The 26,754-nt window shown below is 67.9% G+C and carries 21 protein-coding genes; 12 read left to right on the forward strand and 9 right to left on the reverse strand.

Annotated features, from left to right (window positions below):
• Positions 1-74: 74 nt before the first annotated feature.
• The 5 genes from ACVMK0_RS07060 to ACVMK0_RS07080 form a co-directional block, all read right to left on the reverse strand.
• Positions 75-2,153: a sodium:solute symporter family protein gene (locus ACVMK0_RS07060; RefSeq protein WP_476463372.1), complete on the reverse strand. Its 2,079-nt coding sequence runs from the start codon at positions 2,151-2,153 to the stop codon at positions 75-77.
• Between the two features lie 2 nt (positions 2,154-2,155).
• Positions 2,156-2,428 (reverse strand): DUF4212 domain-containing protein, encoded by a 273-nt coding sequence (locus tag ACVMK0_RS07065; RefSeq protein WP_045535923.1) that lies wholly within the window; start codon positions 2,426-2,428, stop codon positions 2,156-2,158.
• Positions 2,428-3,042: a tetratricopeptide repeat protein gene (locus ACVMK0_RS07070; protein WP_476463373.1), complete on the reverse strand. Its 615-nt coding sequence runs from the start codon at positions 3,040-3,042 to the stop codon at positions 2,428-2,430. The genes ACVMK0_RS07065 and ACVMK0_RS07070 overlap by 1 nt, the downstream gene beginning before the upstream one ends.
• Complete coding sequence (locus ACVMK0_RS07075; RefSeq protein WP_045535924.1) at positions 3,033-3,341, reverse strand: hypothetical protein; 309 nt, start codon at positions 3,339-3,341, stop codon at positions 3,033-3,035. The genes ACVMK0_RS07070 and ACVMK0_RS07075 overlap by 10 nt, the downstream gene beginning before the upstream one ends.
• Positions 3,342-3,510: 169 nt before the next feature.
• Complete coding sequence (locus ACVMK0_RS07080) at positions 3,511-4,662, reverse strand: YcjF family protein (RefSeq protein ID WP_476463374.1); 1,152 nt, start codon at positions 4,660-4,662, stop codon at positions 3,511-3,513.
• Between the two features lie 97 nt (positions 4,663-4,759).
• On the opposite strand from ACVMK0_RS07080, the gene ACVMK0_RS07085 reads away from it, so the two are divergent.
• Positions 4,760-5,314 carry an NUDIX hydrolase gene (locus ACVMK0_RS07085; protein ID WP_045535926.1) on the forward strand — a complete coding sequence of 185 codons (555 nt, stop codon included), beginning with the start codon at positions 4,760-4,762 and terminating at the stop codon, positions 5,312-5,314.
• Here ACVMK0_RS07085 and ACVMK0_RS07090 read toward each other — a convergent pair.
• Together ACVMK0_RS07090 and smc are read right to left on the reverse strand one after the other, a co-directional pair.
• A complete protein-coding gene (locus ACVMK0_RS07090) occupies positions 5,311-6,381 on the reverse strand; it encodes a hypothetical protein (RefSeq protein WP_045535927.1) in 1,071 nt (356 codons plus the stop codon). The two genes, ACVMK0_RS07085 and ACVMK0_RS07090, sit on opposite strands and share 4 nt — an antisense overlap.
• Positions 6,378-9,956 carry a chromosome segregation protein SMC gene (smc, locus tag ACVMK0_RS07095; protein ID WP_476463375.1) on the reverse strand — a complete coding sequence of 1,193 codons (3,579 nt, stop codon included), beginning with the start codon at positions 9,954-9,956 and terminating at the stop codon, positions 6,378-6,380. The genes ACVMK0_RS07090 and smc overlap by 4 nt, the downstream gene beginning before the upstream one ends.
• 187 nt (positions 9,957-10,143) lie before the next feature.
• Here smc and dapD point away from each other — a divergent pair, with 187 nt between their 5' ends.
• The 11 genes from dapD to ftsB all read left to right on the forward strand — a co-directional run bounded on the left by dapD (position 10,144) and on the right by ftsB (position 24,458).
• Positions 10,144-10,977, forward strand: a complete 834-nt coding sequence (dapD, locus tag ACVMK0_RS07100) for a 2,3,4,5-tetrahydropyridine-2,6-dicarboxylate N-succinyltransferase (protein ID WP_476463376.1) — start codon at positions 10,144-10,146, stop codon at positions 10,975-10,977.
• 58 nt (positions 10,978-11,035) lie between these two features.
• Positions 11,036-12,199 (forward strand): PilT/PilU family type 4a pilus ATPase, encoded by a 1,164-nt coding sequence (locus tag ACVMK0_RS07105; RefSeq protein ID WP_476463377.1) that lies wholly within the window; start codon positions 11,036-11,038, stop codon positions 12,197-12,199.
• Between the two features lie 29 nt (positions 12,200-12,228).
• The gene (gene dapE, locus ACVMK0_RS07110; RefSeq protein WP_476463378.1) at positions 12,229-13,434 is read left to right on the forward strand and encodes a succinyl-diaminopimelate desuccinylase; all 1,206 of its coding nucleotides are present in this window, start codon (positions 12,229-12,231) and stop codon (positions 13,432-13,434) included.
• Positions 13,435-13,553: 119 nt separating this feature from the next.
• Positions 13,554-16,700 carry a bifunctional diguanylate cyclase/phosphodiesterase gene (locus ACVMK0_RS07115; RefSeq protein ID WP_476463379.1) on the forward strand — a complete coding sequence of 1,049 codons (3,147 nt, stop codon included), beginning with the start codon at positions 13,554-13,556 and terminating at the stop codon, positions 16,698-16,700.
• A 75-nt stretch (positions 16,701-16,775) separates the two neighbouring features.
• The gene (gene prmB / locus ACVMK0_RS07120; protein WP_045535931.1) at positions 16,776-17,723 is read left to right on the forward strand and encodes a 50S ribosomal protein L3 N(5)-glutamine methyltransferase; all 948 of its coding nucleotides are present in this window, start codon (positions 16,776-16,778) and stop codon (positions 17,721-17,723) included.
• On the forward strand, positions 17,720-19,705 hold the full coding sequence (locus tag ACVMK0_RS07125; RefSeq protein WP_476463380.1) for an ATP-binding cassette domain-containing protein: 1,986 nt from the start codon (positions 17,720-17,722) through the stop codon (positions 19,703-19,705). Before prmB ends, ACVMK0_RS07125 begins: the two co-directional genes overlap by 4 nt.
• Before the next feature lie 116 nt (positions 19,706-19,821).
• Positions 19,822-21,477, forward strand: coding sequence for a CTP synthase (locus tag ACVMK0_RS07130; protein ID WP_476463381.1), 1,656 nt, complete (start codon positions 19,822-19,824; stop codon positions 21,475-21,477).
• 6 nt (positions 21,478-21,483) lie between these two features.
• A complete protein-coding gene (gene kdsA, locus ACVMK0_RS07135) occupies positions 21,484-22,341 on the forward strand; it encodes a 3-deoxy-8-phosphooctulonate synthase (RefSeq protein WP_250960150.1) in 858 nt (285 codons plus the stop codon).
• 17 nt (positions 22,342-22,358) lie between these two features.
• Complete coding sequence (locus ACVMK0_RS07140; RefSeq protein ID WP_045535935.1) at positions 22,359-22,652, forward strand: DUF1330 domain-containing protein; 294 nt, start codon at positions 22,359-22,361, stop codon at positions 22,650-22,652.
• 55 nt (positions 22,653-22,707) lie between these two features.
• A complete protein-coding gene (eno, locus tag ACVMK0_RS07145) occupies positions 22,708-23,991 on the forward strand; it encodes a phosphopyruvate hydratase (RefSeq protein WP_045535936.1) in 1,284 nt (427 codons plus the stop codon).
• An 89-nt stretch (positions 23,992-24,080) separates the two neighbouring features.
• Positions 24,081-24,458 (forward strand): cell division protein FtsB, encoded by a 378-nt coding sequence (gene ftsB, locus ACVMK0_RS07150; RefSeq protein WP_476463382.1) that lies wholly within the window; start codon positions 24,081-24,083, stop codon positions 24,456-24,458.
• A gap of 63 nt (positions 24,459-24,521) precedes the next feature.
• On the opposite strand, the gene ACVMK0_RS07155 is transcribed toward ftsB, so the two are convergent.
• On the reverse strand, positions 24,522-25,496 hold the full coding sequence (locus ACVMK0_RS07155) for a tripartite tricarboxylate transporter substrate-binding protein (protein ID WP_476463383.1): 975 nt from the start codon (positions 25,494-25,496) through the stop codon (positions 24,522-24,524).
• 201 nt (positions 25,497-25,697) lie between these two features.
• Entirely contained in the window at positions 25,698-26,672 is a 975-nt protein-coding gene (locus tag ACVMK0_RS07160; RefSeq protein ID WP_476463384.1) for a Bug family tripartite tricarboxylate transporter substrate binding protein, read from the reverse strand.
• Positions 26,673-26,754 lie beyond the last annotated feature (82 nt).

Genomic DNA, 26,754 nt, shown 5'->3' on the forward strand with positions numbered 1-26,754 from the left:
TTGTGGATTTTCCTGCTGCCAGGATGAAGCCGCCCCGAAGCGTCAGTCTAGGGTGCGGCAAGGTAAGCGTGGGATTATAGCCCGCTTCGCACCTGCTCCACAAGGTCCTGCACGCGCTGCGGCGGCCGCCGCGTCACCAAGCTCACGGCGATCATGACCGCAAAGCCCACCGGCACCCCAAACACGCCGGCCGAAATCGGCTCGATCCCCCACCACAAGACCACCGGGGAATCGACGCCAAAGACCGAGCGCAGCCACGGCTGGGTGGTGATCATGTAGTACAGCGTGATGCCCAAACCGCTGAGCATGCCCAGCACGGCCGCGCTGCCGGTGGTGCGCTTCCAGAAGATGCCCAGCACCAGCGCCGGGAAAAACGCGGCACCGGCAATCGAAAACGCCGCCGACACCATGAACAGGATGTCGGCCGGTTTTTGCGCCGCCACGTAGGCCGCGGCCAGCGCCACCACCAGCAGCACCACCTTGGACACCGTGACCCGGCGCGCGGTGGCGGCGTGTGGGTCGATCATCTTGTAGTACAGGTCGTGGCTAAGGGCGTTGGCCATGGTCAGCAGCAGCCCGTCGGCGGTGGACAGCGCCGCCGCCAGCCCGCCAGCGGCCACCAGCGCCGCGATCACGTAGGGCAAGCCAGCGATCTCGGGCGCGGCCAGCACGATGATGTCGGAGCCGATGGTGATCTCATTGAGCTGCAGCAAGCCGTCGAGGTTCACGTCGCTCACGCGCAGCAGCTCGGCGTCGATGCGGCTCCAGTCCGCCACCCAATCGGGCAGCTGGTCGAACGGCGTGCCGACCAGCACGTGAAAGACCTCAAACTTGACCATTACCGCCAGCGCCGGTGCGCTTAAGTAAAGCAGCCCGATGAACAGCAGCGACCACGCCACCGATTTGCGCGCCGCCCGGGCGTCGGGCACGGTGTAGTAGCGCATCAGGATGTGCGGCAAGGCGGCGGTACCGACCACCAGGCAAAACACCAGCGCCAGGAAATTGAGCCGCGACTCGTGAAACGCCTGCTGCTCGGCCGGGCTGCCGTGCGGGTCGCCGGCAAAAGCCTGCGCGTGCGGCAACATGCCGCCCAGCGGCAGCGATTTTTGCTGCGCCTCGTAAAGCTGCTGCTCCCACAGCAGGCGCGCGCTGCGGGGGTCGCGCGGCAGCGCCGCCAAATCCTGCTCGGCCTGGGCGATGACCGAAGGCGAGGCATTGGCCGCGCGCAGCACCTGCACCCGCTCGCGGGCCAGCACCCGCAAGCGCTCGAGCGCCGCTTGCGGGTCTTGCAGCCGCTCTTGCAGCAACAAGGCGCGCTGCTGGTAGATGGCCCGCACTTGCAGCTCGGCCGGGTCGCGCATCAGCTCTTGTTCGCGCTCGCTGATTTGCTGCAACTGCTGCCCATAGACCAGCTGCGGCAGCGGCGAGCCGGTCTGCTGCACCGACAACCACACCACCGGCACCATGTAGGCGACGATCAGCACGATGTACTGCGCCACTTGGGTCCAGGTGACGGCGCGCATGCCACCCAGAAAAGAACAGACCAAGATCCCGCCCAGCCCCAAGAACACGCCGACCTCGAACGCGACCCCAGTCAGGCGCGCCGTGATCAGCCCGACGCCGTAGATTTGCGCCACGATATAGACAAAAGAGCACAAAATGGCGGCAGCGATGCCCAGCAGGCGCGGCAGGTGGCCGCCGTAGCGCTCGGCCAAAAAATCGGGGATGGTGAACTGCCCGAAGCGGCGCAAATAGGGCGCCATGAAAAAGGCCACCAGGCAGTAGCCGCCAGTCCAGCCCAGCACAAAGGCCAACCCGCTGTAGCCGTGCATGTACAGGGTGCCGGCCAAGCCGATGAACGAGGCCGCCGACATCCAGTCGGCGCTGGTGGCCATGCCGTTGTACATGGCCGGCACCCGCCGCCCAGCCACGTAATACTCCACCGGATCGACGGTGCGGCTCATGATGCCGATGGCCGCATAGATCGCGATGTTGCCGAGCAAAAAACTCATCCCGATCCAGTGGCGCGGCAGCCCCATCTGCTCGAGCAGTGCCAAACACAACACGAACAGCAAAAAAGCCGCGGTGTAGAGCAGAAAAACCTTGTGCAGCTGGTGCTCAAAGCGGCGCACGGGGGCGGGTTTGCGTTCCACTGTCAGTGCCGCCGGGGTTCGATGCGGTCGGGCGGCTCGCTCACGCCATGCAGCTCGTCAAGCCGGTTGGCGGCCCAAGCGTAGAGCGCGATCAACAGGCCATAGACCACGATCGCGCCTTGCGCCGCGACCCAAAAGCCAAAGGGCCAGCCGAAAAAATAAAAATCCAACTCGCGGGCGTAAAAACTGACCCCGAAGGTCACGCCCACCCAGAGCAGCAGCAACAGCAGCGTGAGCCGTTTGATGCGGCGCCAGTACAGGGGTCGGTCGCGCATCAGACCAGCTCCTGCGTGGGTGCCTGCAATTCGCGCTGCAAAGCGGCCGCCACCCGGGGCTCGAAGCCGCGCAGGTGCGCGATCAGGGCCTGCGCTTGCTCGGGCCGCCCCAGCCGCTGCTGCAGCCGCGCCATGGCCGCGTGGGCGTGCGGGCTCCATGGTTGCAGCGCGGCGTTGCGCTGGTAGGCCTGCAAGGCCGCTTCGAGGCGGCCCTGGCGCTCGAGGCAGCGCGCCAAGCCAAACCAAGCCAGATCGAGCTGCGGCGCCAGCTCGGTGGCGCGCTCGAACGCCGGCTGCGCCGCCTCATCTTGCTGCAGTTGCTCGAGCAAAAAGCCGAGGTTGAAATGGGCTTGGGCGCACTGCGGGCGCTGCACCAGGCAGCGCCGCTGCCAGCGCAGCGCTGCCTTGGGCTGGCCGCTGCGGGCGCGGCTATAAGCCAGCGCCGCCAGCGCGGCGGCGTCGTGCCGGCGGCCGCGCCACACGCGCCACCACACCAGCGCGCCCAAGCGCTGCCCACCCAGCAGCGTAGCCGCCCCGGCCAAGGCCGGCCCCAGCCCTGGCCACCAGGCGCCGGCGGCTTGAACGGCTTTGGGTTGTGTGCCCTTCAGCGACATTGGTCCATCCCCACTTCTAGGCAGGCTTGGAGCTTGAGCCAAGTGGCTGCCAGCCACAGCCCCAACAACAGGCAAAAAGCCAGCAGCGGCCAGTGCTCCCGCAGCACCCAGCGCGGCGCCAGCCACCCGGCCGCGGTCACGAACGGGCGGCACAGGGTGTCGAGCAGCCACAAAAACAGGTTGGATTCGAGCGCCTGCGGCGCCAAACGGCGCAGCCACGCCGCCAGCAACCAGCGCCCGAGCAGGGCCAGCAAAGCCAGCTCGGCGATCAGCTTGAGGGCGGAAGCGAGCAGCAACATGGAGCGCAAATGTGGCTGGCTGAATGGCTGGCTGAATGGCTGGCTGAATGGCTGGCTGAATGGCTGGCTGATTGCCTTAGTGGCGCCGCAGCCGGGGCAGACCCAAGGCAACGTGCGCACCAATGGCTGCGGACTGGGAAGCCAGGCCTCGCCCTGGTTAAGCGGCCGATCAAATGCCGCCCTTGACCAAGCGCAGCACCTCGCCTGCGTTCAGCGTGCGCGCACGCGCTTGAATCTCGGGCAGGTGCTGCTGCTGCAGGTTTTTGGCCGGCCCCAGCAAGCCCTGAAAGGTCTGGCGCAGCACGTCGGTGGACATGACGCGCCCGCCGGCGTAGTAGCGCTTGGCCAACTGGCCCAGCGCGTAGGTGGTGGCAAACGAGAACGCCACCCCGGTGGCGCGCCCGGCCAAGCCGCCGGCCATGCGCCCTGCCGCCTTGCCCACCAAGCCGCCGAGCAAGCGGCGGCCAAACTGCTCCAGGTACTGCGAGCCCAGCCCGACCCCGGCGGCGGCGATGAATTCGCGGATGTGCCCTTGGTCCAGCGCCACCCCGTGCGCCTTGCCGATGCGATAGACCATCTTGATCTGCAGCGGAATGATCGCCACCGTGGCCCACGACTGCGGCAGCAACTCGAGCGCGCCGTTGAGGATGGCATAGTTCAGGATCATCTTGTCCAGCGCCGGGGTGCTGGCGGCCAAGGCGGCGCTGCCTGCTGCACCGCCCACTTGGGCACCGCCAACTTGCACACCGGCTTGGTTGCTCACCCCACTGGCACCCGCTCGGGCCGCCAGCGCCCCGCCAACCCCTGCCACCCCCAAAGCCGCCGCGCCGGCGGCCACCAAGGGCGCGGCGCGCGCCCACTGCGAAGGCGCGGCGGTGGGCGCGGCAGCGGGTGCGCGCTCATCGGCGTCCAGAAAATCGTCGGCGTAGGCGGCCGCTGCCACGGAATGCGTTTGGCGCTCAAGCTGCTCGAGCTCCTGCGCTGCAGCGCCGCCCGTCAGCCCAAGCTCGGCGCGCAGCTGCGACAAGAAGGCCTGCTCGGCCGTGCTGGCCACGCCGTCGGCGTCGCACACCGCCAGCGCCCACTCATAAGCCAGCTGGCGCTGCTCGGCGTCATCCAGCAGCGCCACCGCCTGCGCCAGCGTCACGCGCTTGAGCAGCGCGTCTTGCAGCGCCTGCGCCAGGTGCGCGCCGCCAGCGTCGGCGTCGAGCTGCAGCGCCAGCTCGCGGATGAACTGGCGTTCGCTGTCGGCTTTTTGGCCGTCGGCCATGGCCGCCTGCACCAAAATGGTGAGCAGGGCGCGTTGGGATTGCGGGTTCATGGGCGGCTCCAGATGCGGCTGTGAAAGCAGCGATTATCGGCCCTGAATCTGCCCCAGAGCCGGCTTCGCAGCCAGGCACGCACTACACTAGTCAGCCATGACGCGCTCACAAATCAACCATTGCCGCCACTGCGGCAGCGCCGTGGAGCACCGCCTGCCCGATGACGGCGACAGCCGGGTGCGCGCCATCTGCCCAGCCTGCGGCACCGTGCACTACGAAAACCCGCTCAACGTCGTCGGCACGGTGCCGGTCTGGGGCGCGCAGGGTGAACAGGTGCTTTTGTGCCTGCGCAACATCGAGCCGCGGCGCGGCAAGTGGACGCTGCCGGCCGGCTTCATGGAATTGGGCGAGAGCACGGCGGCTGGGGCGGTGCGCGAAACGGTCGAAGAGGCCGGGGCGCAGATCGAGCTGCTGGGACTGTTCACCGTGCTCAGCGTGGTGCGCGTCGGGCAGGTGCACCTGTACTACCGCGCCCGGTTGCTGAGCGACCGCTTTGAGCCTGGCCACGAAACCATAGAAGCGCGGCTGTTCCACGAGCACGAAATCCCCTGGGACGAGCTGGCCTTTCGCACCGTCAAGGTCACGCTGGAGCACTACTTTGCCGACCGGCGCCGTGGCCAGTTCGAGGTGCACAACGGCGAGATCGCCTAGCTGAACAAACGCCGCGCCAGCACCGATCCGGGCGCCAGGTCGCGCGTCTGCAGGGCCTCACACAGCGCCTCGAGCTCGGCCCCGATCTGGTCCATCGCATCGTTGTGCAGCGGCGTGCCGGCGCCGTCGCACACCACCCCCTCCATGCTCTGCGCCAGCTGCTGCACCGTCTGGCGCAGTCGCACATAAGGGCGCTCGCTGCGTGCCACGTGCGGCACATCGAGCGTGACGCCAAACTGGTTGAGCACCGCTTGCTCGGGGTCGTCGGCCAAGGCGGCTTGGGTCTCGTACTGCAACACCAGCACCGCCGCCGCGCCGCTGGATTGCGCCGGCAGCACCATGCGGCCCGGCAGCGCGCCAGCCACAAAACCAGCCCGCGCCGCGTGTTGCGCCAAGTAGCCGGGGCTCCAAGCGGCACGCTGGGCGCGCACATAAAACGACAACTGCGCATCGTGTGCCAGCGCAAACTGGTCGAGCTCGCGCGCGCGCGCCACCTCGTGCATCATGTCGGGGTATTCGGGGCGCAGCTGCAGGCTGTCGGCCAATTCGTCGAGGCGCTGGATAAACTGCGAAAAGCCGATCTCGTTGAGCGCACCGGCCCGATTCACCAGCTGGATGCCGGCGCGCAAGCTTTGGTAGCGCTCGCCCGCGCGCGGCAACTCCCACTGCTGCGTCTGCAGGTTTTGCGCCTCGACATAAAACGGCTTGCCGTCGATGCGCCGGCTGGTGGGCAGTGCCGCCAGCACGGCGTCGCCCGACACCAGCTGGTCGCTGTGCAGCAGGGCAATGGCATCGATGCGCTCATCGAGCACCTGCTGCGCCTGCACCACCTTGGGCAAATCCGGCACGCCCTCGGCGCCTGCGGTGGCAACGGGCTGCGCCTGTGCAAGCTGGCCCAGCACCGGGTCGAGGCGCGAACCGGGTTCGGCCCCCGGCGCGGCGGCTGGCGCATCGGCGCTTTGGGCGCGGCGCGGGCGCTGGCGCCGGGTGCTCCAGACGTTGTAGAGAAGCAGCGCCACCAGCAGCGCCAGCCCGAGCAGCAGCAGCCCCCATTGCAGCGGCGTCATGGCTGTGGCTCCGCCAGCAAATGCTGGGCCGATTGCAAATCCACGGCCACGATGCGCGAGACGCCTTGCTCTTGCATCGTGACGCCGACGAGTTGGTGCGCCATTTCCATGGTGATTTTGTTGTGGCTGATGAAAAGAAACTGGGTCTCAAAGCTCATACGAGTCACCAGTTGGGCAAAACGTTCGGTGTTGGCGTCGTCCAGCGGGGCATCGACCTCGTCGAGCAAGCAAAACGGCGCCGGGTTGAGTTGAAAAATGGCAAACACCAAGGCGATTGCGGTCAGCGCCTTTTCGCCGCCCGACAGCAGGTGGATGGTCTGGTTGCGCTTGCCCGGCGGCTGCGCCAGCACCTGCACCCCGGCGTCGAGGATTTCGCCCTCGCTCCACTGCAGCCGCGCTTGCCCGCCGCTAAACAATTCGGGGAATATACGCCCAAATTGCTGGTTCACCGCCTCGAAGGTCTGGCCCAGCAGGGCGCGGGTCTGGCTGTCGATGGTGCGGATGGCCTCTTCGAGGGTGGTGATGGCCTGCTGCAAGTCGTGGCTTTGCTCGCTCAAAAACCGCCCGCGCTGCTGCGCCACCGCCAGCTCCTGGAGCGCCGCCAGGTTGACGTCGCCCAAGGCTTCGAGCTCGCGTTGGCCGCGCTGGACCTGCGCCGGCAAGGTGGCCAGCTGCACGCCCTCGGCGGCCACGCTGTGGGCCAGCGCCTGCAGCTGCTGCGGCTCGACCACGCCGGCCTCCTCGAGGCTCTGACGCTGCTGCTGCTGGGTCAGCTGCGCCGCCTGCAGGCGCAGCTGCAGCTCGCCCAAGCGCTGGCGCAAGGGCTCGAGCGCGTGCTCGAGCCGCAGGCGCTGCGCGTCGCTGGCGCGCAGTTCGGCGCTCAAAGCATCGTGGGCGCTGCGCCGCGCCCCCAGCTCTTGCTCGCGCTGGAGCTTGAGGGCCAGCGCCGCTTGCAGGGCCGACTGAACAGCGGTGTCGCACAGGGTCTCGAGTTCGGCCTGTATCTGCTGCGCTTGCTCGGCCAGTTCGGCGCTGTGCTGCTGCCCGGCGGTTTGGTTGCGCTGCAGCTCGTCGGCGCGCGCTTGCAGGCTGCGCTGCGCGAAGTCGGCCTCTTGCGCTTGGCGCTCGAGCGCGCGCGCTTGGGCGCTGGCCTGCTGCAGCGCCTGCTCGGCCTGCGCCTGCTCGCGCTCGGCCTGCTGCAGCGCCTGCTGCTGCGCTTGCAGCTCGGTGTGCCGCTGGTGCTGTTGCGCTTGCAGCTGCTGCTGTTGCGCCTGCAGCTGCTGCAAGTTCTGCTCGGCTTCGGCTTGCTCTTGCCCCAATTGGGCGGCGCGCTGCTGGCGGTGCGCGGCTTGCTGGCTCAGGCGCAGCAGCTCGACTTGCAGTGCATGGGCTTGCGCCAGGGCGCCTTGGGCCGCAGCGCGGGCTTGCTGCAAGTGCGCACTGGCTTGGGCGCACGCGGCTTCGGCCTGCGCTTGCGCCTGGCGCGCTTGCGCGGCTTCGCCTTGCAGCTTGTGCAGCTGCTGCTGCAACTGCTCGATCTCTTGCGCGCGCGCCAGCCAGCCCGACTGCTCGGGCGCTGCGGCATAAAACGCTAGGTGCTGCGCGCCCACGCAGTGCCCCTGCGGGGTGTAGATGAGCTCGGCGGGCCCCAACGCGGCGCGCACGGCCAGCGCCTCGGGCAGGCTGGCGGCGGCGTAGCAAGGGCTGAGCCAGCGCGACAGCAAGGCCCGCAAGGCCGGCTCGGGGCAACGCAGGTGCTGCGCCAGCGGCTGCAATTGGTGCGCGGCCTGTGCTGAGCCCTGCCCCCTGCCCTCGGCGCCCTGCCCCGCGCCCGCAGCGCATTCCTCCAGCGCATACAGCACCAGCGCCCCCGGTGGCGCCGCCTCGGCCCAAGCCAGCGCGGCCTCTAGGTTGGGCAGCTCCAGCGCCTGCAGCCGCTCGCGCAAGGCGGCCTCGATCGCCGTGGCCCAGCCGGCCGCCGGCTGCACCCGCTGCCACAGCGGCGCGCGCCCTTGCAAGCCTTGCCGCTCCAGCCATTGCGGCAGCTGGCCGGCTTGCTGCAGCCGGGTCTGCAAGGCCTGCAAGGCGTCGTGTCGGGCTTGGCACTGGGCCTGCGCTTGGGCCTGCGCCTGCGCCTGCTGCTGGCACTGGCTGCGCCGCTGCTCGCATTGGGTCTGCTCGAGCTGCAGCTGCTGCACCGCCTCCTGCGCTTGGGCGTGGCGCTGCTGCGCTTGCTCAAACTCGGCCTGCAAGCCCGCCAGCCGCGCCTCGTCGCTGGCCTGCGCCGCCAGCGCTTGGGCTTCGCTGTGCAGGCGCTGCACCCGCTGCTGCCACTGCTGGCGCTGTTGCTCAAAGGCGCGCTGTTGCGCCCCCAGCACGCCCAGCGCCTGCTGGCTCTCGGCCAGCGCGCGGCGGCAGCGCTGCAGCCCCTGCTGCGCCGCTTGCAGCTGGGCTTGGGCGGCGGGCTGCGCAGCGGCTTGCTGCTGGCACTGCGCCGCCAGCGCCGCCGCCTGCAGGGCCGCGGCTTGCTGTTGCTGGGCTAGGCGCTCGCGCTCGTCGGCGGCGGCGCGGGTGCGCTCGTCCCACTGTGCGCGCTGCTGATGTAACTGCTGCAGGCGCTGCTGCAGGCGCTGGCGGTGGTCGCGCACGTGGCGGATCTCGGTCTCGAGCCGCGCCACCTCGGCGGCGGCGGCGTACAGCGCCCCTTGGGCCTGGTTGAGCGCCTCGCCGGCGGCATAGTGCGCCTGCCGCGCCGCTTCCAGTTCGGCCTCTAGCTTGCGCAAAGCCGCCGTTTGCTCGTCAAGCTCGAGCTGCACCTGCTGCCCTTGGGTTTGGGCTTGAGCAGCGTCGGCCTGGGCTTGGCAAAGTTTTAGCCAGCACAGCTGCTGCTGGCCGCGCTGCACCCGGCTTTGCAGATCGCGGTAGCGCTGCGCCAGCGCGGCTTGCTGCTCCAGCTTGCTGCGCTGCTCATCGAGCTCGGTCAAGATGTCTTGCACCCGGCTCAGGTTGGTGCGCGCATCGAGCAGCCGCGCGGCGGTCTCGCGGCGGCGCTCTTTGTATTTGGACACCCCGGCCGCTTCCTCCAGAAACAGGCGCAAGTCTTCGGGGCGGCTCTCGATGATGCGGCCGATGGTGCCCTGGCCAATGATGGCGTAGGCGCGCGGCCCCAGCCCGGTGCCCAAGAACAGATCGTGCACGTCGCGCCGGCGCACCGGCTGCTGGTTGATGTGGTAGCTGCTGGTGCCATCGCGTGTGAGCACCCGGCGCACCGACAGCTCGGCATAACGGCCCCACGGCCCGGGCACGCGCTGGCTGGCGTTGTCAAACACCAGCTCGACGCTGGCGCGGCTGGCGGGCTTGCGCTGCGCGCTGCCATTGAAGATCACGTCCTGCATCGACTCGCCGCGCAGCTCGCTGGCCTTGCTCTCGCCCAGCACCCAGCGCACGGCGTCCATGATGTTGGATTTGCCGCAACCGTTGGGGCCGACCACCCCCACCAGTTGGCCCGGCAGGCCAAAGGTGGTGGCTTCGGCAAAGGACTTGAAGCCCGACAACTTGATGGTCTGTAGGCGCACGCTCGCTGCTTCGCTGGATACTGGGCACGACCTTGCACGGCCATGCGCCGCCATGCAAGGCCATGAAAGATGGGAGGCGCTAGTTTAAGGCGCGCGCACCGAGCCAGGGCCAAACATACAATGCGAGCTTCGATCCGGCCCCCTACAGCCCAACCCAGCCTCCGCTTTCGCAACCCACCGCCCCACCATGAGCCCCTCTTTGCAAACCCTGATCGACCAAGCCTGGGAGCAGCGCACCCAGCTCAACCCCAGCAACGCCCCGCGCGAGGTGCAAGACGCCGTCGAGCAGGTGCTCGAGCAGCTCAACAACGGCCAGCTGCGCGTCGCCACCCGCTCGGGCGTGGGCCAGTGGACGGTGCACCAGTGGATCAAAAAGGCCGTGCTGCTGAGCTTTAGGCTCAACGACAACGCCATCATCCGTGCCGGCGAGCTGGCCTTTTACGACAAGGTGCCGACCAAATTCGCCAATTTGAGCCCGCAGGAGCTCGCCGCCACGGGCGTGCGCGTGGTGCCGCCGGCGGTGGCGCGGCGCGGCAGCTTCATCGCCCGCGGCGCCGTGCTCATGCCCAGCTACGTCAACATCGGCGCCTACGTCGATGAAGGCAGCATGGTGGACACCTGGGCCACGGTGGGCTCGTGCGCCCAGATCGGCAAAAACGTGCACCTGTCGGGGGGTGTCGGCATCGGCGGTGTGCTCGAGCCGCTGCAAGCCAACCCCACCATCATCGAAGACAACTGCTTCATCGGTGCGCGCTCCGAAGTGGTCGAAGGCGTGATCGTGGAAGAAAACGCCGTGCTCGGCATGGGCGTTTACTTGGGCCAGAGCACCCCGATCTTCAACCGCGCCACGGGCGAGATCAGCTACGGCCGGGTGCCGGCGGGCTCGGTGGTGGTGAGCGGCAGCCTGCCCAAAACCGCTGCCAACGGCGCCCCCTACAGCCTGTACGCGGCGGTGATCGTCAAGCAGGTGGATGCGCAGACGCGCTCCAAAACCAGCATCAACGAGCTGCTGCGCGACTAAAGCGCGCTCACCGCTGCTCAAGGCCTTTGGCAACGAACACGCAACAGGAGCCACACCCATGGGCCCGATGGAAAAAATCCTGCGCCTGATGAGCGAAAAGCGCGCCTCCGACGTCTATTTGTCGGCGGCCTCGCCGGTGCAAATGAAGCTCAACGGTGTCTGCACCGCCATCACGCCGCAGCCGCTGCCGGTCGATGGGCCGCTGCAGCTGCTGACCGAAGTGGTGAGTGCCGAGCAGCTGCGTGAATTTCATGCCAGCGGCGAACTCAACACCGCCATCCCGCTGGCAGGGGTTGGGCGTTTTCGCCTCAGCGCCATGAAGCAGCGCGGCAACTGCGCCATGGTGGTGCGTTTCATCAGCAGCGAAATCCCGGCCTTCGAGTCGCTGCAGCTGCCGCCGGTGCTGGCCAAAATGATCATGACCAAGCGCGGCCTGATGCTGGTGGTCGGCGCCACCGGCTCGGGCAAGAGCACCACCCTGGCGGCCTTGCTGGACCACCGCAACGCCCACAGCAGCGGCCACATCCTGACGATCGAAGACCCGGTCGAATACCTGTTTCGCAACAAGCAGTCGATCGTCAACCAACGCGAAGTCGGCACCGACACCGCGTCGCTCTACGTCGCGCTCAAAAACGCGCTGCGCCAGGCCCCGGACGTGATCCTGATCGGCGAAATCCGCGACCGCGAAACCATGTCGCTGGCCATCGCCTACGCCCAGTCGGGCCACCTGGTGCTGGCCACGCTGCACGCCAACAACAGCCACCAGGCGCTCAACCGCATCCTCAACTTTTACCCGGTCGAGGTGCGCCCGACCATGCTCAACGACTTGGCTTCCTCGCTCAAGGCGATCGTGTCGCAGCGGCTGCTGCGCACGGTCGATGGCAGCCGCGTGCCGGCGGTGGAAGTGATGATCAACTCGCGCTTGATGAGCGAAATGATCGAAAAAGGCGATTTTTTTGGCGTGCGCGAGGCGCTGGAAAAATCCATGTCCGAAGAATCGCAAACCTTCGAATCCGACATCGCACGCCTGATCCTGAGCGGCAAAATCGAACGCCAAGAAGGCTTGGCGTACGCCGATTCGCCCACCAACCTGATGTGGCGGCTGCAAAACCAGTCGGTTCAATCGCGCACGCAAAACCCCAGCGACCCGCCGGCCGCGTCGGCCCAAGAGCCCTCCTCGCCCAGCGGCCCCTCGTTTGCCGACTTCAACCTCGACGCCTAACTCGGCCGTCCCTTCGCGCTCACCCGACCATGCACCCGACCCAGCAACTGACCCAGCAACTGATCGCCTGCCCCTCTGTCAGCCCGGCCGACGCCGGCTGTTTGGAGCTGATCGCCGATCGCCTGCAAGCGCTGGGCTTTGTCTGCGAGCGCCTCGACAGCGGCCCGCCCGAGTGGCGCGTGAGCAACCTCTGGGCCAAGCGCAGCGTCGGCCCCACGGCCCCAACCCTGGTCTGGGCCGGCCACACCGACGTGGTGCCCACCGGCGCGCTGGAGCGCTGGCACAGCCCGCCCTTTGAGCCCACGCTGCGCGACGGCAAGCTCTACGGCCGCGGCGCCAGCGACATGAAAGCCTCGCTGGCGGCGATGGTCGTGGCTTGCGAAACCTTTGTGGCCGCGCAGCCCGTGGCGCCGCTGAACCTGGCATTTTTGCTCACCTCGGACGAAGAAGGCCCGGCCCACGATGGCACCGTGGCGGTGTGCCGCGAGCTGCAACGCCGCGGCGAGCGGCTCGATTGGTGCATCGTGGGCGAACCCACCGCCGAGCGCCAGACCGGCGACACGATCAAAAACGGCCGCCGCGGCTCGCTCAGTGGCCGGCTCACGCTCAAGGGCGTGCAGGGCCACATCGCCTACCCGCAACTGGCGCGCAACCCCATCCACCTGCTGGCCCCGGCGCTGGCCGAACTCGCCGCCACCCAGTGGGACGGCGGCAACGCGCACTTCCCCCCCACCTCGTGGCAGGCCAGCAACCTGCACGCCGGCACCGGCGCGAGCAATGTCATTCCGGGTACCGCCGTGCTCGATTTCAACTTTCGCTTCAGCACCGAGAGCACGCCCGAGAGCCTGCAACAGCGCGTGCACGATCTGCTGGCGCGCCACCACCTGCATGCTGGGCGCGACTACGATCTGGCTTGGAGTCTGTCGGGTCAGCCTTTTCTCACGCCGGCGGGCAGCTTGGTCGATGCGGTGCGCGCCGCCGTTGTGGATGTCACCGGGTTGCAGGCGCAGCTCTCGACCAGCGGCGGCACCAGCGACGGGCGCTTCATCGCCCAAATCTGCCCGCAAGTGATCGAGATCGGGCCACCCAACGCCACCATCCACCAGGTCAACGAGTGCGTGGCCGTGGCCGAACTCGAGCCCCTGACCCACATCTACCGCCGGGTGATGGAACGGTTGGCGCACCCACCCCACCCGCATTGCACCCCCCCAGCCGGCAGTGCCGGCGCGAGTTAGATCAGCCGGCGCGCTGCATCCCATTGTAAGATCGCCTGAAATGATCGCCATTTGCCGAACCTGAAACCCAACCCACTCAGCGCATGAACCCCGTCGGCCCCAATGTTTGCGCTCCCGCTATGCCCCGTGACGAAGCTGCGCGCTTGAGCGCCCTGCGCGCGCTGGGGGTGCTCGACACCGCCGCCGAAGATCGCTTCGATCGCCTCACCCGGCTGGCGCAGGCCTTGTTCGATGTGCCGATCGCTTTGATTTCCTTGGTGGACGCCGAGCGTCAGTGGTTCAAGTCGCGTCTGGGGGTGGAGGCCACCGAAACCGAGCGCGCCGTCTCTTTTTGCGGCCATGCCATTTTGGAGTCGGGCATTTTCGAAATCCCCGACACACTGCAAGACCCGCGCTTCGCCCACAACCCCATGGTCACCGGCGAGCCGGGCATCCGCTACTACGCCGGCGCCCCTTTGGTGGTCGATGGCGGCGACACCGTGGGCATGCTGTGCATCCAAGACCGGCGCCCGCGCCTGCTCAGCCCCGCGCAGCGCACCGCCTTGCGCGATTTGGCCGACTGCGCACAAGCCGAGCTGCAGGCCCAGCGGCGCCAGCTGACGCAAAGCGACGACCTGCCCTTGCACCTGCTCGACCCGACCGAGCGCCGCAGCGGTTTTGCGACCGTGCTTGAGCGCTTGCTGGCGCTCAGCGCCAGCGCCTACGGCTTCATCGGCGAGGTGCTGCACGCCGCCGACGGCCAGCCCTATCTCAAAACCTACGCCATCACCGACATCGCTTGGGACGCAGCCAGCAAGGCCCATTTTGCCGCCATGGCCCCCAAGGGCCTGGAGTTCACCAACTTGCGCACGCTCCTTGGCGCCGCCCTCACCAGCGGCGAGCCGGTGTTTTCCAACCAGCCCGCCACCGACCCGCGCCGCGGCGGGCTGCCGCCCGGGTACCCGGCGCTCGACGCCTTCGTGGGCATCCCGCTGCATCACGGCGGCCATCTAGTGGGCTTGGTCGGCCTGGCCAACCGCCCGGGCGGCTACGCCCCGGCCTTGCTCGATTTTCTGCACCCACTGCTCGAGCGCATCGGGCTGTGGATCGCCGCCAGCCGCAACGCGGAGCAGCTGCGCGCCAGCCAAGAGCGCTTGGCCAACCTCGAGCGCATGGCACACATCGGCTGCTGGACGCTGGACCTGCAAACCGGTCGCCTGCAATGGAGCGATGCGCTCTACCGCTTATTTGGGCTCGATCCTCGCGTCTTTGACGCCAGCTATCTGGCTTTTCTGGAGCTCGTGCACCCCGAAGACCGCGGCGTGGTCGAAGCCGCCTACACCGACTCTTTGCAACCGGGCCACGCTGGTTACGAGATTGTGTTCCGCATCGTGCGCCGCAGCGACGGCGCCGTGCGATACATCCACGAACAGTGCCAACACCGGCGCAACGAGGCTGGCGCGGTGATCGAGTCCTCTGGTACCGCGCAAGATGTGACCGAGCGCGAGTTGGCGGCACTCGCCCTGCGCCGCGCCGCCAGCGTGTACGAACACGCCAACGACGCCATCGTCATCACCGACGCCCGTGGCCAGATCATCGACGTCAATGCCGCCTTGTGCCGCCTCACCGGCTACGCTCGCGAGGAACTGCTGGGCCAGAACCCGCGCTTTTGGTCCTCGGGCCGTCACGACGCCGCGTTTTACCGCGAGATGTGGCATGCGTTGCACGAGCATGGGCTGTGGCGGGGCGAAATCTGGAACCAGCGTAAGTCTGGCGAGGTCTATCCCTGTCTGCTCACCATCAGCCCGCTGCGCGACGCCAGCGGGCGCTTGCAGGGCTACACCGGCATCTCGACCGACCTGAGCACGCTGCGCGCGCAAGAGCGCCAAGTGCAGCGCCTGAGCCAGTACGACGCCCTCACCGGCCTGCCCAACCGCAGCCTGCTGGCCGACCGCTTGCAGATCGCCATGGGCCAAGCCACGCAGCACCAGCGCCAGCTGGCGGTGGTCTATCTGGACCTGGACGGCTTCAAAGCCTACAACGACCAGTTCGGCCACCAAGCCGGCGACCAGCTGTTGATCGCGCTCGGGCATGGCCTGCAAGGCGCCCTGCGCCCGGGCGACACGCTGGCGCGCATGGGTGGCGACGAATTCGTCGCCGTGCTGCCCGACCTCTCCCGCGCGCTCGACTCCTTGCCAGTGCTCGAGGCCTTGCTGGCGGCGGCCGCCAAGCCCCTCAGCCCCGCCAACCCCATGCCTGGGCACGCCCTGAGCCTTAGCGCCAGCCTGGGCGTGAGCTTTTACCCCCAAGCCGACCCGGTGGACGCCGACCAGCTGCTGCGCCAGGCCGACCAAGCCATGTTCCAGGCCAAGCAAAGTGGCAAAAACCGCTACCACTTCTTCGACACCGAAGGCGACCGCGGTGTGCGCAGCCGCCACGCCGAAATCGAGCGCATCGCGCTGGGCCTCAAAAACCACGAATTCGTGCTGTTTTATCAACCCAAGGTGCAGATGCACAGCGGGGCCGTGATCGGGGCCGAGGCCCTCATCCGCTGGCAGCACCCGCAGCTGGGCCTGCTGGCCCCAGGGGCCTTTTTGCCCGCGCTGGAACAGCAGGCGCTGATGGTGGACTTGGGCGACTGGGTGCTCGAACAGGCCCTGCAGCAACTTGCCGAATGGCATCGAACCGGTCTGCACCTGCCGGTGAGCGTCAACGTGGACGCCATGCAGCTGGCGCAACCCGATTTTGTGCCCAAACTGCGCGCTGCGCTGGCGCGCCACCCCGAGCTGCCGCCCAGCCTGTTGGAACTCGAAGTGCTCGAAACCAGCGCGCTGGGCGATCTGGGCTCGGTGACGGCCCTGCTGCACCAGTGCCGCGAACTGGGGCTGAGCACCTCGCTGGACGACTTTGGCACCGGCTACTCCTCGCTCACCTACCTCAAGCACCTGCCCACCCAGGTGCTCAAAATCGACCAGAGCTTTGTGCGCAGCATGCTCGACGACCCCACCGACATCGCCATTTTGCAAGGTGTGCTCAGCCTGGCGCAGGCGCTGGGGCGGCTGGTGATCGCCGAAGGGGTGGAAACCTCGGCCCACGCCCAGATGCTGCTGCGCCTGGGTTGTCTGCACGGCCAGGGCTACGCCATCGCCCGGCCGATGCCGGCCGCGCAAATCCCCAACTGGGTGGCGCAGTGGCGGCCCGACCCGGCTTGGGTGGCGGCCATCGAAACACCCAACGACCCTGCATCAAGCAACACCGTCGCCAGCAGCCACTCCGTTTCCCGGTGACGGCGGCGCGCACCTTCGTTTGCGGATCGGTGGCGCAGCGCCCCAGCCTGCTCACCCCACGCATCCCACACACCCATGACCCTATCCGAACTTCATCAAACCGCCTGCGCACGCCTGCAGGCCGCCCCCTTGGCCTACGGCCAAGGCACCCTCAACGCCCACGATGAAGCCGCCTGGCTGCTGCTGTGGCGCTTGGGCCTGCCGCCCGACAGCGCGCTCGATGCGCGGCCAGTCGAGCCCGAGCAGGCGCAAGCGGTGCTGGCCCTGATCGACGAGCGCATCGCCTCGCGCCGCCCCGCCGCCTACCTCACGCGCCAGACCTGGCTGCAAGGCGTGCCCTTTTATGTCGATGAGCGCAGCATCGTGCCGCGCAGCCTGATCGCCGAGCTGCTGGCCGCTGCCGCCGGGGCCGACTGCCTCGACGACTGGCTGGGCGCGCACACCCAGCGCGCGCTCGACCTGTGCTGCGGCAACGCCAGCCTGGCGGTGCTGGCGGCGCTGGCCTGGCCCGAGGTGCAAATCGACGCCGCCGACATCTGCCCCGACGCGCTGGCGGTGGCGCGCATCAACCTCGAGCGCCACGGCCTGCAAGAGCGCGTGCGCCTGATCGAGTCCGACGGCTGGGCCGCCCTGCCCGAGCGTTACGACCTGGTGCTGTGCAACCCGCCCTACGTCAGCCGCGCCAGCATGGACGCGCTGCCGCCCGAGTTCTGCGCCGAGCCGGCGCTGGCGCTCGACGGCGGGCTGTGCGGCGGCCGCGACGGCATGGACTTCATCCGCAGCCTGCTGGCACAAGCCGCCGCGCACCTCAACCCCGAAGGCGTGCTGGTGCTCGAGATCGGGCACGAACGCGCGCACTTCGAACGCGCCTTTCCCGGCCTGCCCGCGCACTGGCTACAAACCAGCGCCGGGCCCGACGCGGTGCTGCTGCTCACACGCCAGGCGCTGGACTGCTGGCAGGCCACACCCTCGGCCGTACCCCCAGCCGCAACCCCAGCCTCTAGCGGCGGGCCTCAAGCATGATCACCCTGCGCCAAATCACGCTGCGCCGCGGCCCCAAAGTGGTGCTCGACGGTGCCAGCGCGGTGCTCAACCCGGGCGAAAAAATCGGCCTCGTGGGGCGCAACGGCGCCGGCAAATCGAGCCTGTTTGCGCTGCTGCAGGGCCAGCTGCACGAAGACAGCGGCGAGCTGCAACTGCCGCGCCACTGGCGCAGCGCCGCCGTGGCCCAAGACATGCCCGAAACCGAGCAGGACGCGACCGCCTTCGTCATCGACGGCGACACCCGGCTCGCCGCCGCCCGCGCCGCGCTCGCCGCCGCCGAGGCCAGCGGCGACGGCCTGGCGCTGGCCGAAGCGCACAGCGCCTGCCTCGACGCCGGCAGCCACGACGCGCACGCCCGCGCCCAAGCCCTGCTGCTGGGCCTAGGCTTTGAGGTGCCGCAACTCGAGCGCCCAGTCAACAGCTTTTCGGGTGGCTGGCGCATGCGGCTGCAACTGGCGCGGGCGCTCATCTGCCCCAGCGACCTGCTGCTGCTCGACGAACCCACCAACCACCTCGACCTCGACGCCTTGGTCTGGCTCGAGAGCTGGCTCAAGCGCTACGCCGGCACGCTGCTGGTCATCAGCCACGACCGCGAGTTCCTCGACGCCGTCACCGGCGTCACGCTGCACCTCGAGGCCGGCCAGCTCAAGCGCTACGGCGCCAACTACAGCCGCTTCGAGCTCATGCGCGCCGAGCAGCTCACGCTGCAGCAAAGCAGCTTCGAGCGCCAGCAAGAGCGCATCGCGCACCTGCAACGCTTCATCGACCGCTTCAAGGCCAAAGCCAGCAAGGCGCGGCAGGCGCAAAGCCGCGTCAAGGCCTTGCAGCGCATGGAAAAACTGGCCCCGGTGCTGGCCGACGCCGAGTTCGACTTCGAGTTCGACGACGCCGGCACCTTGCCCAACCCCATGCTCAGCCTGCGCGCGGCCAGCTTTGGCTACCGCAGCCCCGACGGCAGCCCCACCCTGATCGTGCGCGGCGTCACGCGCTCGGTCATGGCCGGGCAGCGCATCGGCATCTTGGGGGCCAACGGGCAGGGCAAATCGACCTTCATCAAGACCGTGGCGCGCACGCTCGATCTGCTCGACGGCCAGCGCAGCGACGGCAAGGGGCTGCGCATCGGCTACTTCGCGCAGCAAGAGATGGACTTGCTGCGCGCCGACGACACCCCCTTGATGCACATGGTGCGGCTGGCGCGCGACACCGAAGCCGCCGGCGCGCTGGCCGGCCAAGCCACGCGCGAGCAGGATTTGCGCAACTTTCTGGGGCGCTTCCAGTTTGGTGCCGAGTTGGCGCAACAGCGCGTGGGCAGCCTGAGCGGCGGCGAAAAGGCGCGCCTGGTGCTGTGCCTGATCGTCTGGCAACGGCCCAACCTGCTGCTGCTCGACGAACCCACCAACCACCTCGACCTGGCCACGCGCGAGGCGCTGGCGCTGGCGCTCAACGGCTTCGAGGGCACGGTGCTGCTGGTCAGCCACGACCGCGCCCTGCTGCGCGCCGTCTGCGACGAGTTCTGGCTCGTCAGCCACGGCGGCATCGAAGACTTCGCCGGCGACCTCGACGACTACCAGCGCTACCTGCTCGAGCAGGCCAAGCTGCGCCGCGAAGCCTTGGCCAAACCAGCGCCGGCGCAAAAAGCGATACAAAAACCGGCACAAAAACCGGCGCGCTCCGAGCGAAGCGACGCCGAACAGCGCCGCACCGAGGCGCAGCGCCGCCAGCAACGGTCTGCGCGCCTGCAGCCGCACAAAAAACAGCGCGAGGCGCTGGAGCAGCAACTGGCCCAGCTGCAAGCCGAACAACAGGCCCTGCACGCGCAACTGCAGCGCCCCGACCAGCCCGCGCCCACGCTAGCCGCCGCCAGCCAGCGCCTGGGGGCCGTGGAGCAGGCCATCGAAACCGCCGAAGTACAGTGGCTCGAGGTGGCGCAGCAGATCGAGGCGCTGGAGCAGGCGCCGTGAGCACCGTAAGCGCCGCAAGTACCGCAAGCAGCACCCTGAAGCGCCCGGGTACGCCCGGGTAGGCTTTTATAATCGCTCTTTCCTTAGCCGCGAGCCCTTACCGGCTCGCCCGCGACATGACCAAATTCGTATTCGTGACCGGCGGCGTGGTGTCCTCACTTGGCAAGGGCATCGCGTCCGCTTCGCTGGCGGCGCTGCTTGAATCGCGCGGCCTCAACGTCACCCTGATCAAGCTTGACCCCTACCTCAACGTCGATCCGGGCACCATGAGCCCGTTTCAGCACGGCGAGGTCTTCGTCACCGAGGACGGAGCCGAAACCGACCTCGACCTCGGCCACTACGAGCGCTTCATCGAGACGCGCATGCGGCGCGCCAACAACTTCACCACCGGCCAGATCTACAAAAGCGTGCTCGAAAAAGAGCGCCGTGGCGACTACCTGGGCAAAACCGTGCAGGTGATTCCGCACGTGACCAACGAAATCCAAGAGTTCGTCAAACGCGGCGCTGGCCTCGGCACGGCGCAGGCGGTGGACGTGGCGATCGTCGAAATCGGCGGCACCGTGGGCGACATCGAATCGCTGCCCTTCCTCGAGGCGGTGCGCCAGATGAGCCTGCGCCTGGGCCCCAATATGTGCGCCTTCGTGCACCTGAGCTACGTGCCCTGGATCGCAGCCGCCGGCGAGCTCAAGACCAAGCCGACCCAGCACACGGTGCAAAAAATGCGCGAGATCGGCATCCAGCCCGACGCCCTGCTGTGCCGCGCCGACCGCGCCATTCCCGACGACGAGCGCGAAAAAATCAGCCTCTTCACCAACGTGGCGCTGTGGGGCGTGATCTCGCTGCCGGATATGCCCAGCATCTACCAGGTGCCGCGGCTGCTGCACGAGCAGGGGCTCGACGGCCTGATCTGCGACAAGCTGCGCCTCAACACCCCACCGGCGCGGCTGCAGCGCTGGGACGAACTGGTGCACGCGCTGCAACACCCGCAGGGCGCGGTGCGCATCGCCATGGTGGGCAAATACGTCGATCTGTCCGACAGCTACAAATCGCTCAACGAGGCGCTGCGCCACGCCGGCCTGAAAAACCAAGTGCGCGTGGAGATCGGCTACATCGACTCCGAAGCGCTCGAACAGCAAGACGTGGCGCAGGTGCTGGCGCCGTTTGACGCCATTTTGGTTCCGGGCGGCTTTGGCAAGCGCGGCACCGAAGGCAAAATCGCCGCCGCCCGCTACGCCCGCGAGCAGCGCGTGCCTTATCTGGGCATCTGCCTCGGCATGCAGGTGGCGACGATCGAGTTTGCGCGCCATGTGGCCGGGCTCGATGGCGCCAACTCGACCGAGTTCGACCCCGCCACACCGCACCCGGTGATCGCGCTGATCGACGAGTGGCAAGACGCCGACGGCTCGATCCAGCAGCGCGACGGCAGCAGCGACCTGGGCGGCACCATGCGCCTGGGCACGCAAAGCGCCGACGTGCAACCCGGCACGCTGGCGCATGCCATCTACGGCCCGGTGGTGAGCGAGCGCCACCGCCACCGCTATGAGGCCAACACGCATTACCTCGAGCGCTTGCGCGAGGCTGGGCTGCTGATTTCGGCGCTCACGCAGCGCGAGCAGCTGACCGAAATCGTCGAACTGCCCGCCGCCGTCCACCCCTGGTTCATGGGCGTGCAGTTTCACCCCGAGTTCAAATCCACCCCCTGGGGCGGGCACCCGCTGTTCAGCGCCTTCATCCGCGCCGCGCTGCAACAACAACAAGCGCGCAAAGGCTGATCCATCATGCAACTCTGTGGCTTCGAAGTCGGCCTGCACCGGCCCTTTTTCCTCATCGCCGGGCCCTGCGTGGTCGAAAGCGAGGCGCTGCAACTCGAAGTCGCCGGGCGCCTGAAGGAAATCACCACCGCGCTCGGCATCCCCTTCATCTTCAAGAGCAGCTACGACAAGGCCAACCGCTCCAGCGGCAGCAGCTTTCGCGGCCCCGGGCGCGAGCGCGGGCTCGAGATTTTGGCCCAGGTGCGGCGCGAGCTCGGCCTGCCGGTGCTCACCGACGTGCACACCGAGTCCGAAATCGCCGAAGTCGCGGCGGTGGTCGATGTGCTGCAAACCCCGGCTTTCCTGTGCCGCCAGACCGATTTCATCCGCGCCGTGGCGCAGTCGGGCAAGCCGGTGAACATCAAAAAGGGGCAGTTCCTGGCCCCGCACGACATGCTCAACGTGATCGACAAAGCGCGCGCTGCGGCACGCGAAGTCGGTCTGCCCACCGACAACTTTTTGGCCTGCGAGCGCGGCGTGAGCTTTGGCTACAACAACCTGGTGAGCGATATGCGCGCGCTGGCCATCATGCGCCAGACCGGGGCCCCGGTGGTGTTCGACGCCACCCACAGCGTGCAGCTGCCCGGCGGCCTAGGCCAGTCCAGCGGTGGCCAGCGCGAGATGGTGCCGGTGCTGGCGCGTGCCGCCGTGGCCGTGGGCGTGGCCGGCCTGTTCATGGAAACCCACCCGAACCCGGACCAAGCCCTGTCCGACGGCCCCAACGCGGTGCCGCTCAAGCACATGCCGGCGCTGCTCGAGAGCCTGCTCGAACTCGACCGAGTGACCAAGCGCCACGGCTTTCTCGAAGCCGACTTCAACCTCTGATATTCTGCACCCCACCCATGCCACACGCCTACCTGATCGCCGACGTCACCATCAGCAACGAAGCGCAGATGAAGGTCTATCGCGAATGGAGCAGCCGCGCCATGCAAGAGCACGGCGCCGAGGTGCTGGTGCGCGGCGGCCGCGTCGAGCCGCTCGAAGGCGACTGGCAACCGCAGCGCATCGTGGTGCTGCGCTTTGCCAGCCTGGCCGCCGCGCGCGCCTACTACGACAGCGCCACCTACACCCAGGCGCGCCAAGCGCGCGAGGGTGCGGGCTCGATCCGCATGATCGCCGTCGAAGGCGTGGCCTAAGCACCACTCCCCTTGATTTCCCCCAAAACTTTTCAAGCCCCAAAGGTACCCACCCATGAGTGCAATCGTTGACATCGTCGGCCGTGAAATCCTCGACAGCCGCGGCAACCCCACCGTCGAGTGCGACGTGCTGCTCGAGAGCGGCGTCATGGGCCGCGCCGCCGTGCCCTCGGGCGCCTCCACCGGCAGCCGCGAAGCCATCGAACTGCGCGACGGCGACCCCAAGCGCTACCTCGGCAAGGGCGTGCTCAAAGCCGTCGGCCACATCAACACCGAAATCAGCGAAGCCGTGCTCGGGCTCGACGCCAGCGAGCAAGCCTTTCTCGATCAGGCCCTGATCGACCTCGACGGCACCCCCAACAAGAGCCGGCTGGGCGCCAACGCCACGCTGGCGGTGAGCATGGCGGTGGCGCGCGCCGCGGCCGAAGAAGCCGGCCTGCCGCTGTACCGCTACTTCGGCGGCAGCAGCCGCATGCAGATGCCGGTGCCGATGATGAACGTGGTCAACGGCGGCGCACACGCCAACAACAACCTCGACCTGCAAGAGCTGATGATCGTGCCCTTGGGCGCGAGCAGCTTTCGCGAAGCCCTGCGCTGGGGTGCCGAAGTTTTTCACGCCCTCAAAAAAATCCTGCACGACAAGGGCATGAGCGTGGCCGTGGGCGACGAAGGCGGCTTTGCCCCCAACGTGCCCAGCCACGAAGCGGCGCTGCAGATGATCCTGCAAGCCATCGCCGACGCCGGCTACAGCGCCGGTGACCAAATCGCGCTGGCGCTCGACTGCGCCGCCAGCGAGTTCTACCGCGACGGCAAATACCACCTCGAAGGCGAAGGGCTGGTGCTGAGCGCCGAAGAATGGACGCACATTCTGGCCACTTGGTGCGACAAATACCCCATCATCAGCATCGAAGACGGCATGGCCGAAGGCGACTGGGACGGCTGGAAGCACCTCACCGAGCGCCTGGGCAAAACCGTGCAGCTGGTGGGCGACGACCTGTTCGTCACCAACACCCAGATCCTGAAACAAGGCATCGACCAAGGCGTAGCCAACTCGATCCTGATCAAAATCAACCAGATCGGCACCCTGACCGAGACCTTCGAAGCCATCGAGATGGCCAAGCGCGCCGGCTACACCGCCGTCATCAGCCACCGCTCGGGCGAGACCGAAGACTCGACCATCGCCGACATCGCCGTCGGCCTCAACGCCGGCCAGATCAAGACCGGCTCGCTCAGCCGCTCCGACCGCATGGCCAAGTACAACCAGCTGCTGCGCATCGAAGAAGACCTGGGCGACGTGGCGCGCTACCCCGGCCGGGCGGCGTTTTACAATTTGCGCTGAGCCTCAAGGGCCACTGTGCCGACCGAGCTGCACTCGTGCAGCCGGCACACCTGAGCGGTTCAGACCACAGCCACTGAAACACCGCCACCATGCCTCGCCTGACCTTCGACGCCCGCGCCGTGGCCCTGCTGCTGGCGGTTCTGCTGCTGGGGGTGCAGGCGCAGCTCTGGTTGGGGCGCGGCGGTGTGCCGCAAGTGCGCGAGTTGCGCGAGCGCCTGCAGGTACAAGAAGCGGCCAACGAACAGTCGCGCCAGCGCAACACCGAACTCGCCAGCGAGGTGCGCGACCTGCAGGACGGGCTCGAGATGGTCGAAGAAGTGGCGCGGCACGAGCTCGGCATGGTGCGCCCCAACGAGATTTTTGTGCAGATCCGGCGCCCCGAGTCGGCGGCTGGGGTGGCGGCGGGTGCTCCCAGCCCCGCACCTCCAAGCTCACTCCCCGCGGCCCCGCTCAACCGCAGCAACTAAGGCCCAGACTCGGCTCACCCTGGCTGCCCCAGTCCAGCCGCAAACCGGCCCCCTAGGCCCACCTCAATCCGGCCGCAAGCCGGCGCGCTGCACCACGCTTTGGAAGAGCTCAAACTCGAGCCGGGTTTGCTCGGCAAACTGCTCGGGTGTGTTGCCCACGATCACCAAGGCGATGTCCTCAAGGCGCCGGCGCAACGCCGGGTCGGTCAGCGCACGCATTGTGCTGGTGTGCACGCGCTCGACCACCTCGCGCGGCAGGCCACGCGGGCCGTGCAGACCAAAGAAGGCCATGCGGTTGACGCGCGGCAACCCGACTTCGGCAAAGGTCGGCACGTTGGGCAGCTGCGCCACGCGCTGCGGCGCCCCGACCACGATCGGCACCAGCCGACCGGCCTGTATGTGCGGCAGCGCCGAGGGCAGGTCGCTGAAAATCATCGGCACATGGCCGGCCACCACATCCACCAGCGCCGGGCCGGTGCCGCGGTAGGGGATGTGCACCAAGAAGGTGCGGGTTTCGAACTCGAACAGCTCGACCAGAATGTGGTTGATGCTGCCCGTGCCCGAGGTGGCGTAAGACAAGCGGCCGGGGGTGCGCCGGACCTCGCGCATGAAAGATTCGAAATCGCGCCCTGGGAACGAGGGATGCACCGCAAACACGCTGGGCGCCGCAGCGATGTTGGTGATGGGGGTGAAGTCGGTCAGCGGGTTGTAGGGTGTGCGCGGGTTGAAAGCCGGGTTGGCGGCCACCGTAGAGACCGCGGCCACGCCCAGCGTGTAGCCGTCGGGGGCGGCGCGCGCGATCTCGGCCGCCCCGATCGAGCCACCCGCGCCGGCGCGGTTTTCCACCACCAGCGGCTGCCCCAGCAGCGTGCTCAGCGGCTCGGAGACCATGCGCGCCACGATGTCGGTGGGCCCACCGGGCGCAAAGGGCACGATCAGACGCACCGGGCGCGTCGGGTACGTTCGCGCCCAAGACGGGCCACTGGCGGCCAGCAGCGCTGCGCTGGCACCCCAACCGATGATGGAACGGCGTTGCATGGTGCAGGTCTCCTGATAAGTTTTGAACAATTGATTGTAGGTAGAGCGGATCATGTGCGCCACTTGCAGCAGGCACCAACAACCCCGGATTTACCCTAGGCTCAATGCGCGGGCACGGTGAACGATGGCGCTTGCCTGTGCCGCAGCGGCGCTATGGGTTCCAGCCGGTGCAGCGGCGCCGACGCGCAATCGGAGTCCCGCTCAATCCGGCCGCAAACCGGCGCGCTGCACCAGCTCGCGGTAGAGCTCAAACTCGAGCCGGATCTGCTCGGCAAACTGCTCCGGCGTGTTGGCCACCACCGTCGCCCCGAGCTCTTCTAGGCGTCGGCGCAGCGCCGGTTCGGCCAAAATGCGCGTCATGGCCGCGTGGATGCGCTCCACCACCGCCCGATCCAAACCGCGCGGGCCGTGCAAACCAAAAAACCCGGTGCGGTTGACCGGCTCGAAGCCGACTTCGGCAAAGGTCGGCACGTGGGGCAACTGCGGCATGCGCTGGGGCGCGGCGACCACGATGGGAATCAGCCGCCCGGCTTGGATGTGCGGCAGCGCCGTAGAAAACACATCGATGACGATCGGCACGTGCCCGGCCACCGCATCGGCCAGCGCCGGGGCAGAACCCCGGTACGGGATGTGCACCACAAAAGTTCGGGTCAAGGACTCGAGCAGCTCGAACTGCAGGTGCAAAATCGTGCCGGTGCCTGCCGTGGCATAGGAAAAACGCCCAGGGGCGCGCCGAATCTCGCTCAGAAAAGACGCGAAATCATGCCCCGGAAACGACGGGTGCACCGCGACCACATGCGAGGTAGCAACCACGTTGGTGATGGGCGTGAAGTCGGTGAGCGGATGGTAGGGCGTGCGCGGGTTGATGGCTGGCGTGGCCGACAACAAGCCGGCGGTCACTAGACCCAAGGTGTAACCATCGGGGGTGGCGCGGGCCACTTCGCTGGTGCCGATGGTGCCGGCGGCGCCGGGCCGGTTGTCCGGCACCACCGGCTGGCCCAGCTCCGAGGCCAGCGGCGGCGCCACCAAACGCGCGATGATGTCGGTCATGCCGCCGGGCGGGAACGGCACCACCAAGCGCACCGGTCGCGTCGGGAAATTGCGCGCCCATGATGGGCCACTGGCGGCCAGCAGCGCCGCGCTGGCGCCCCAAGCGATAAGGGAACGGCGTTGCATGGTGCGGGTCTCCTCGTTTTTGTAAATGGCTAGGCCATTGTAGGCAGCGCTGCTCACGCGCGCCACCCGCCACCACCCCCTC

The organism is Serpentinimonas sp. SSL01, assembly GCF_056323735.1.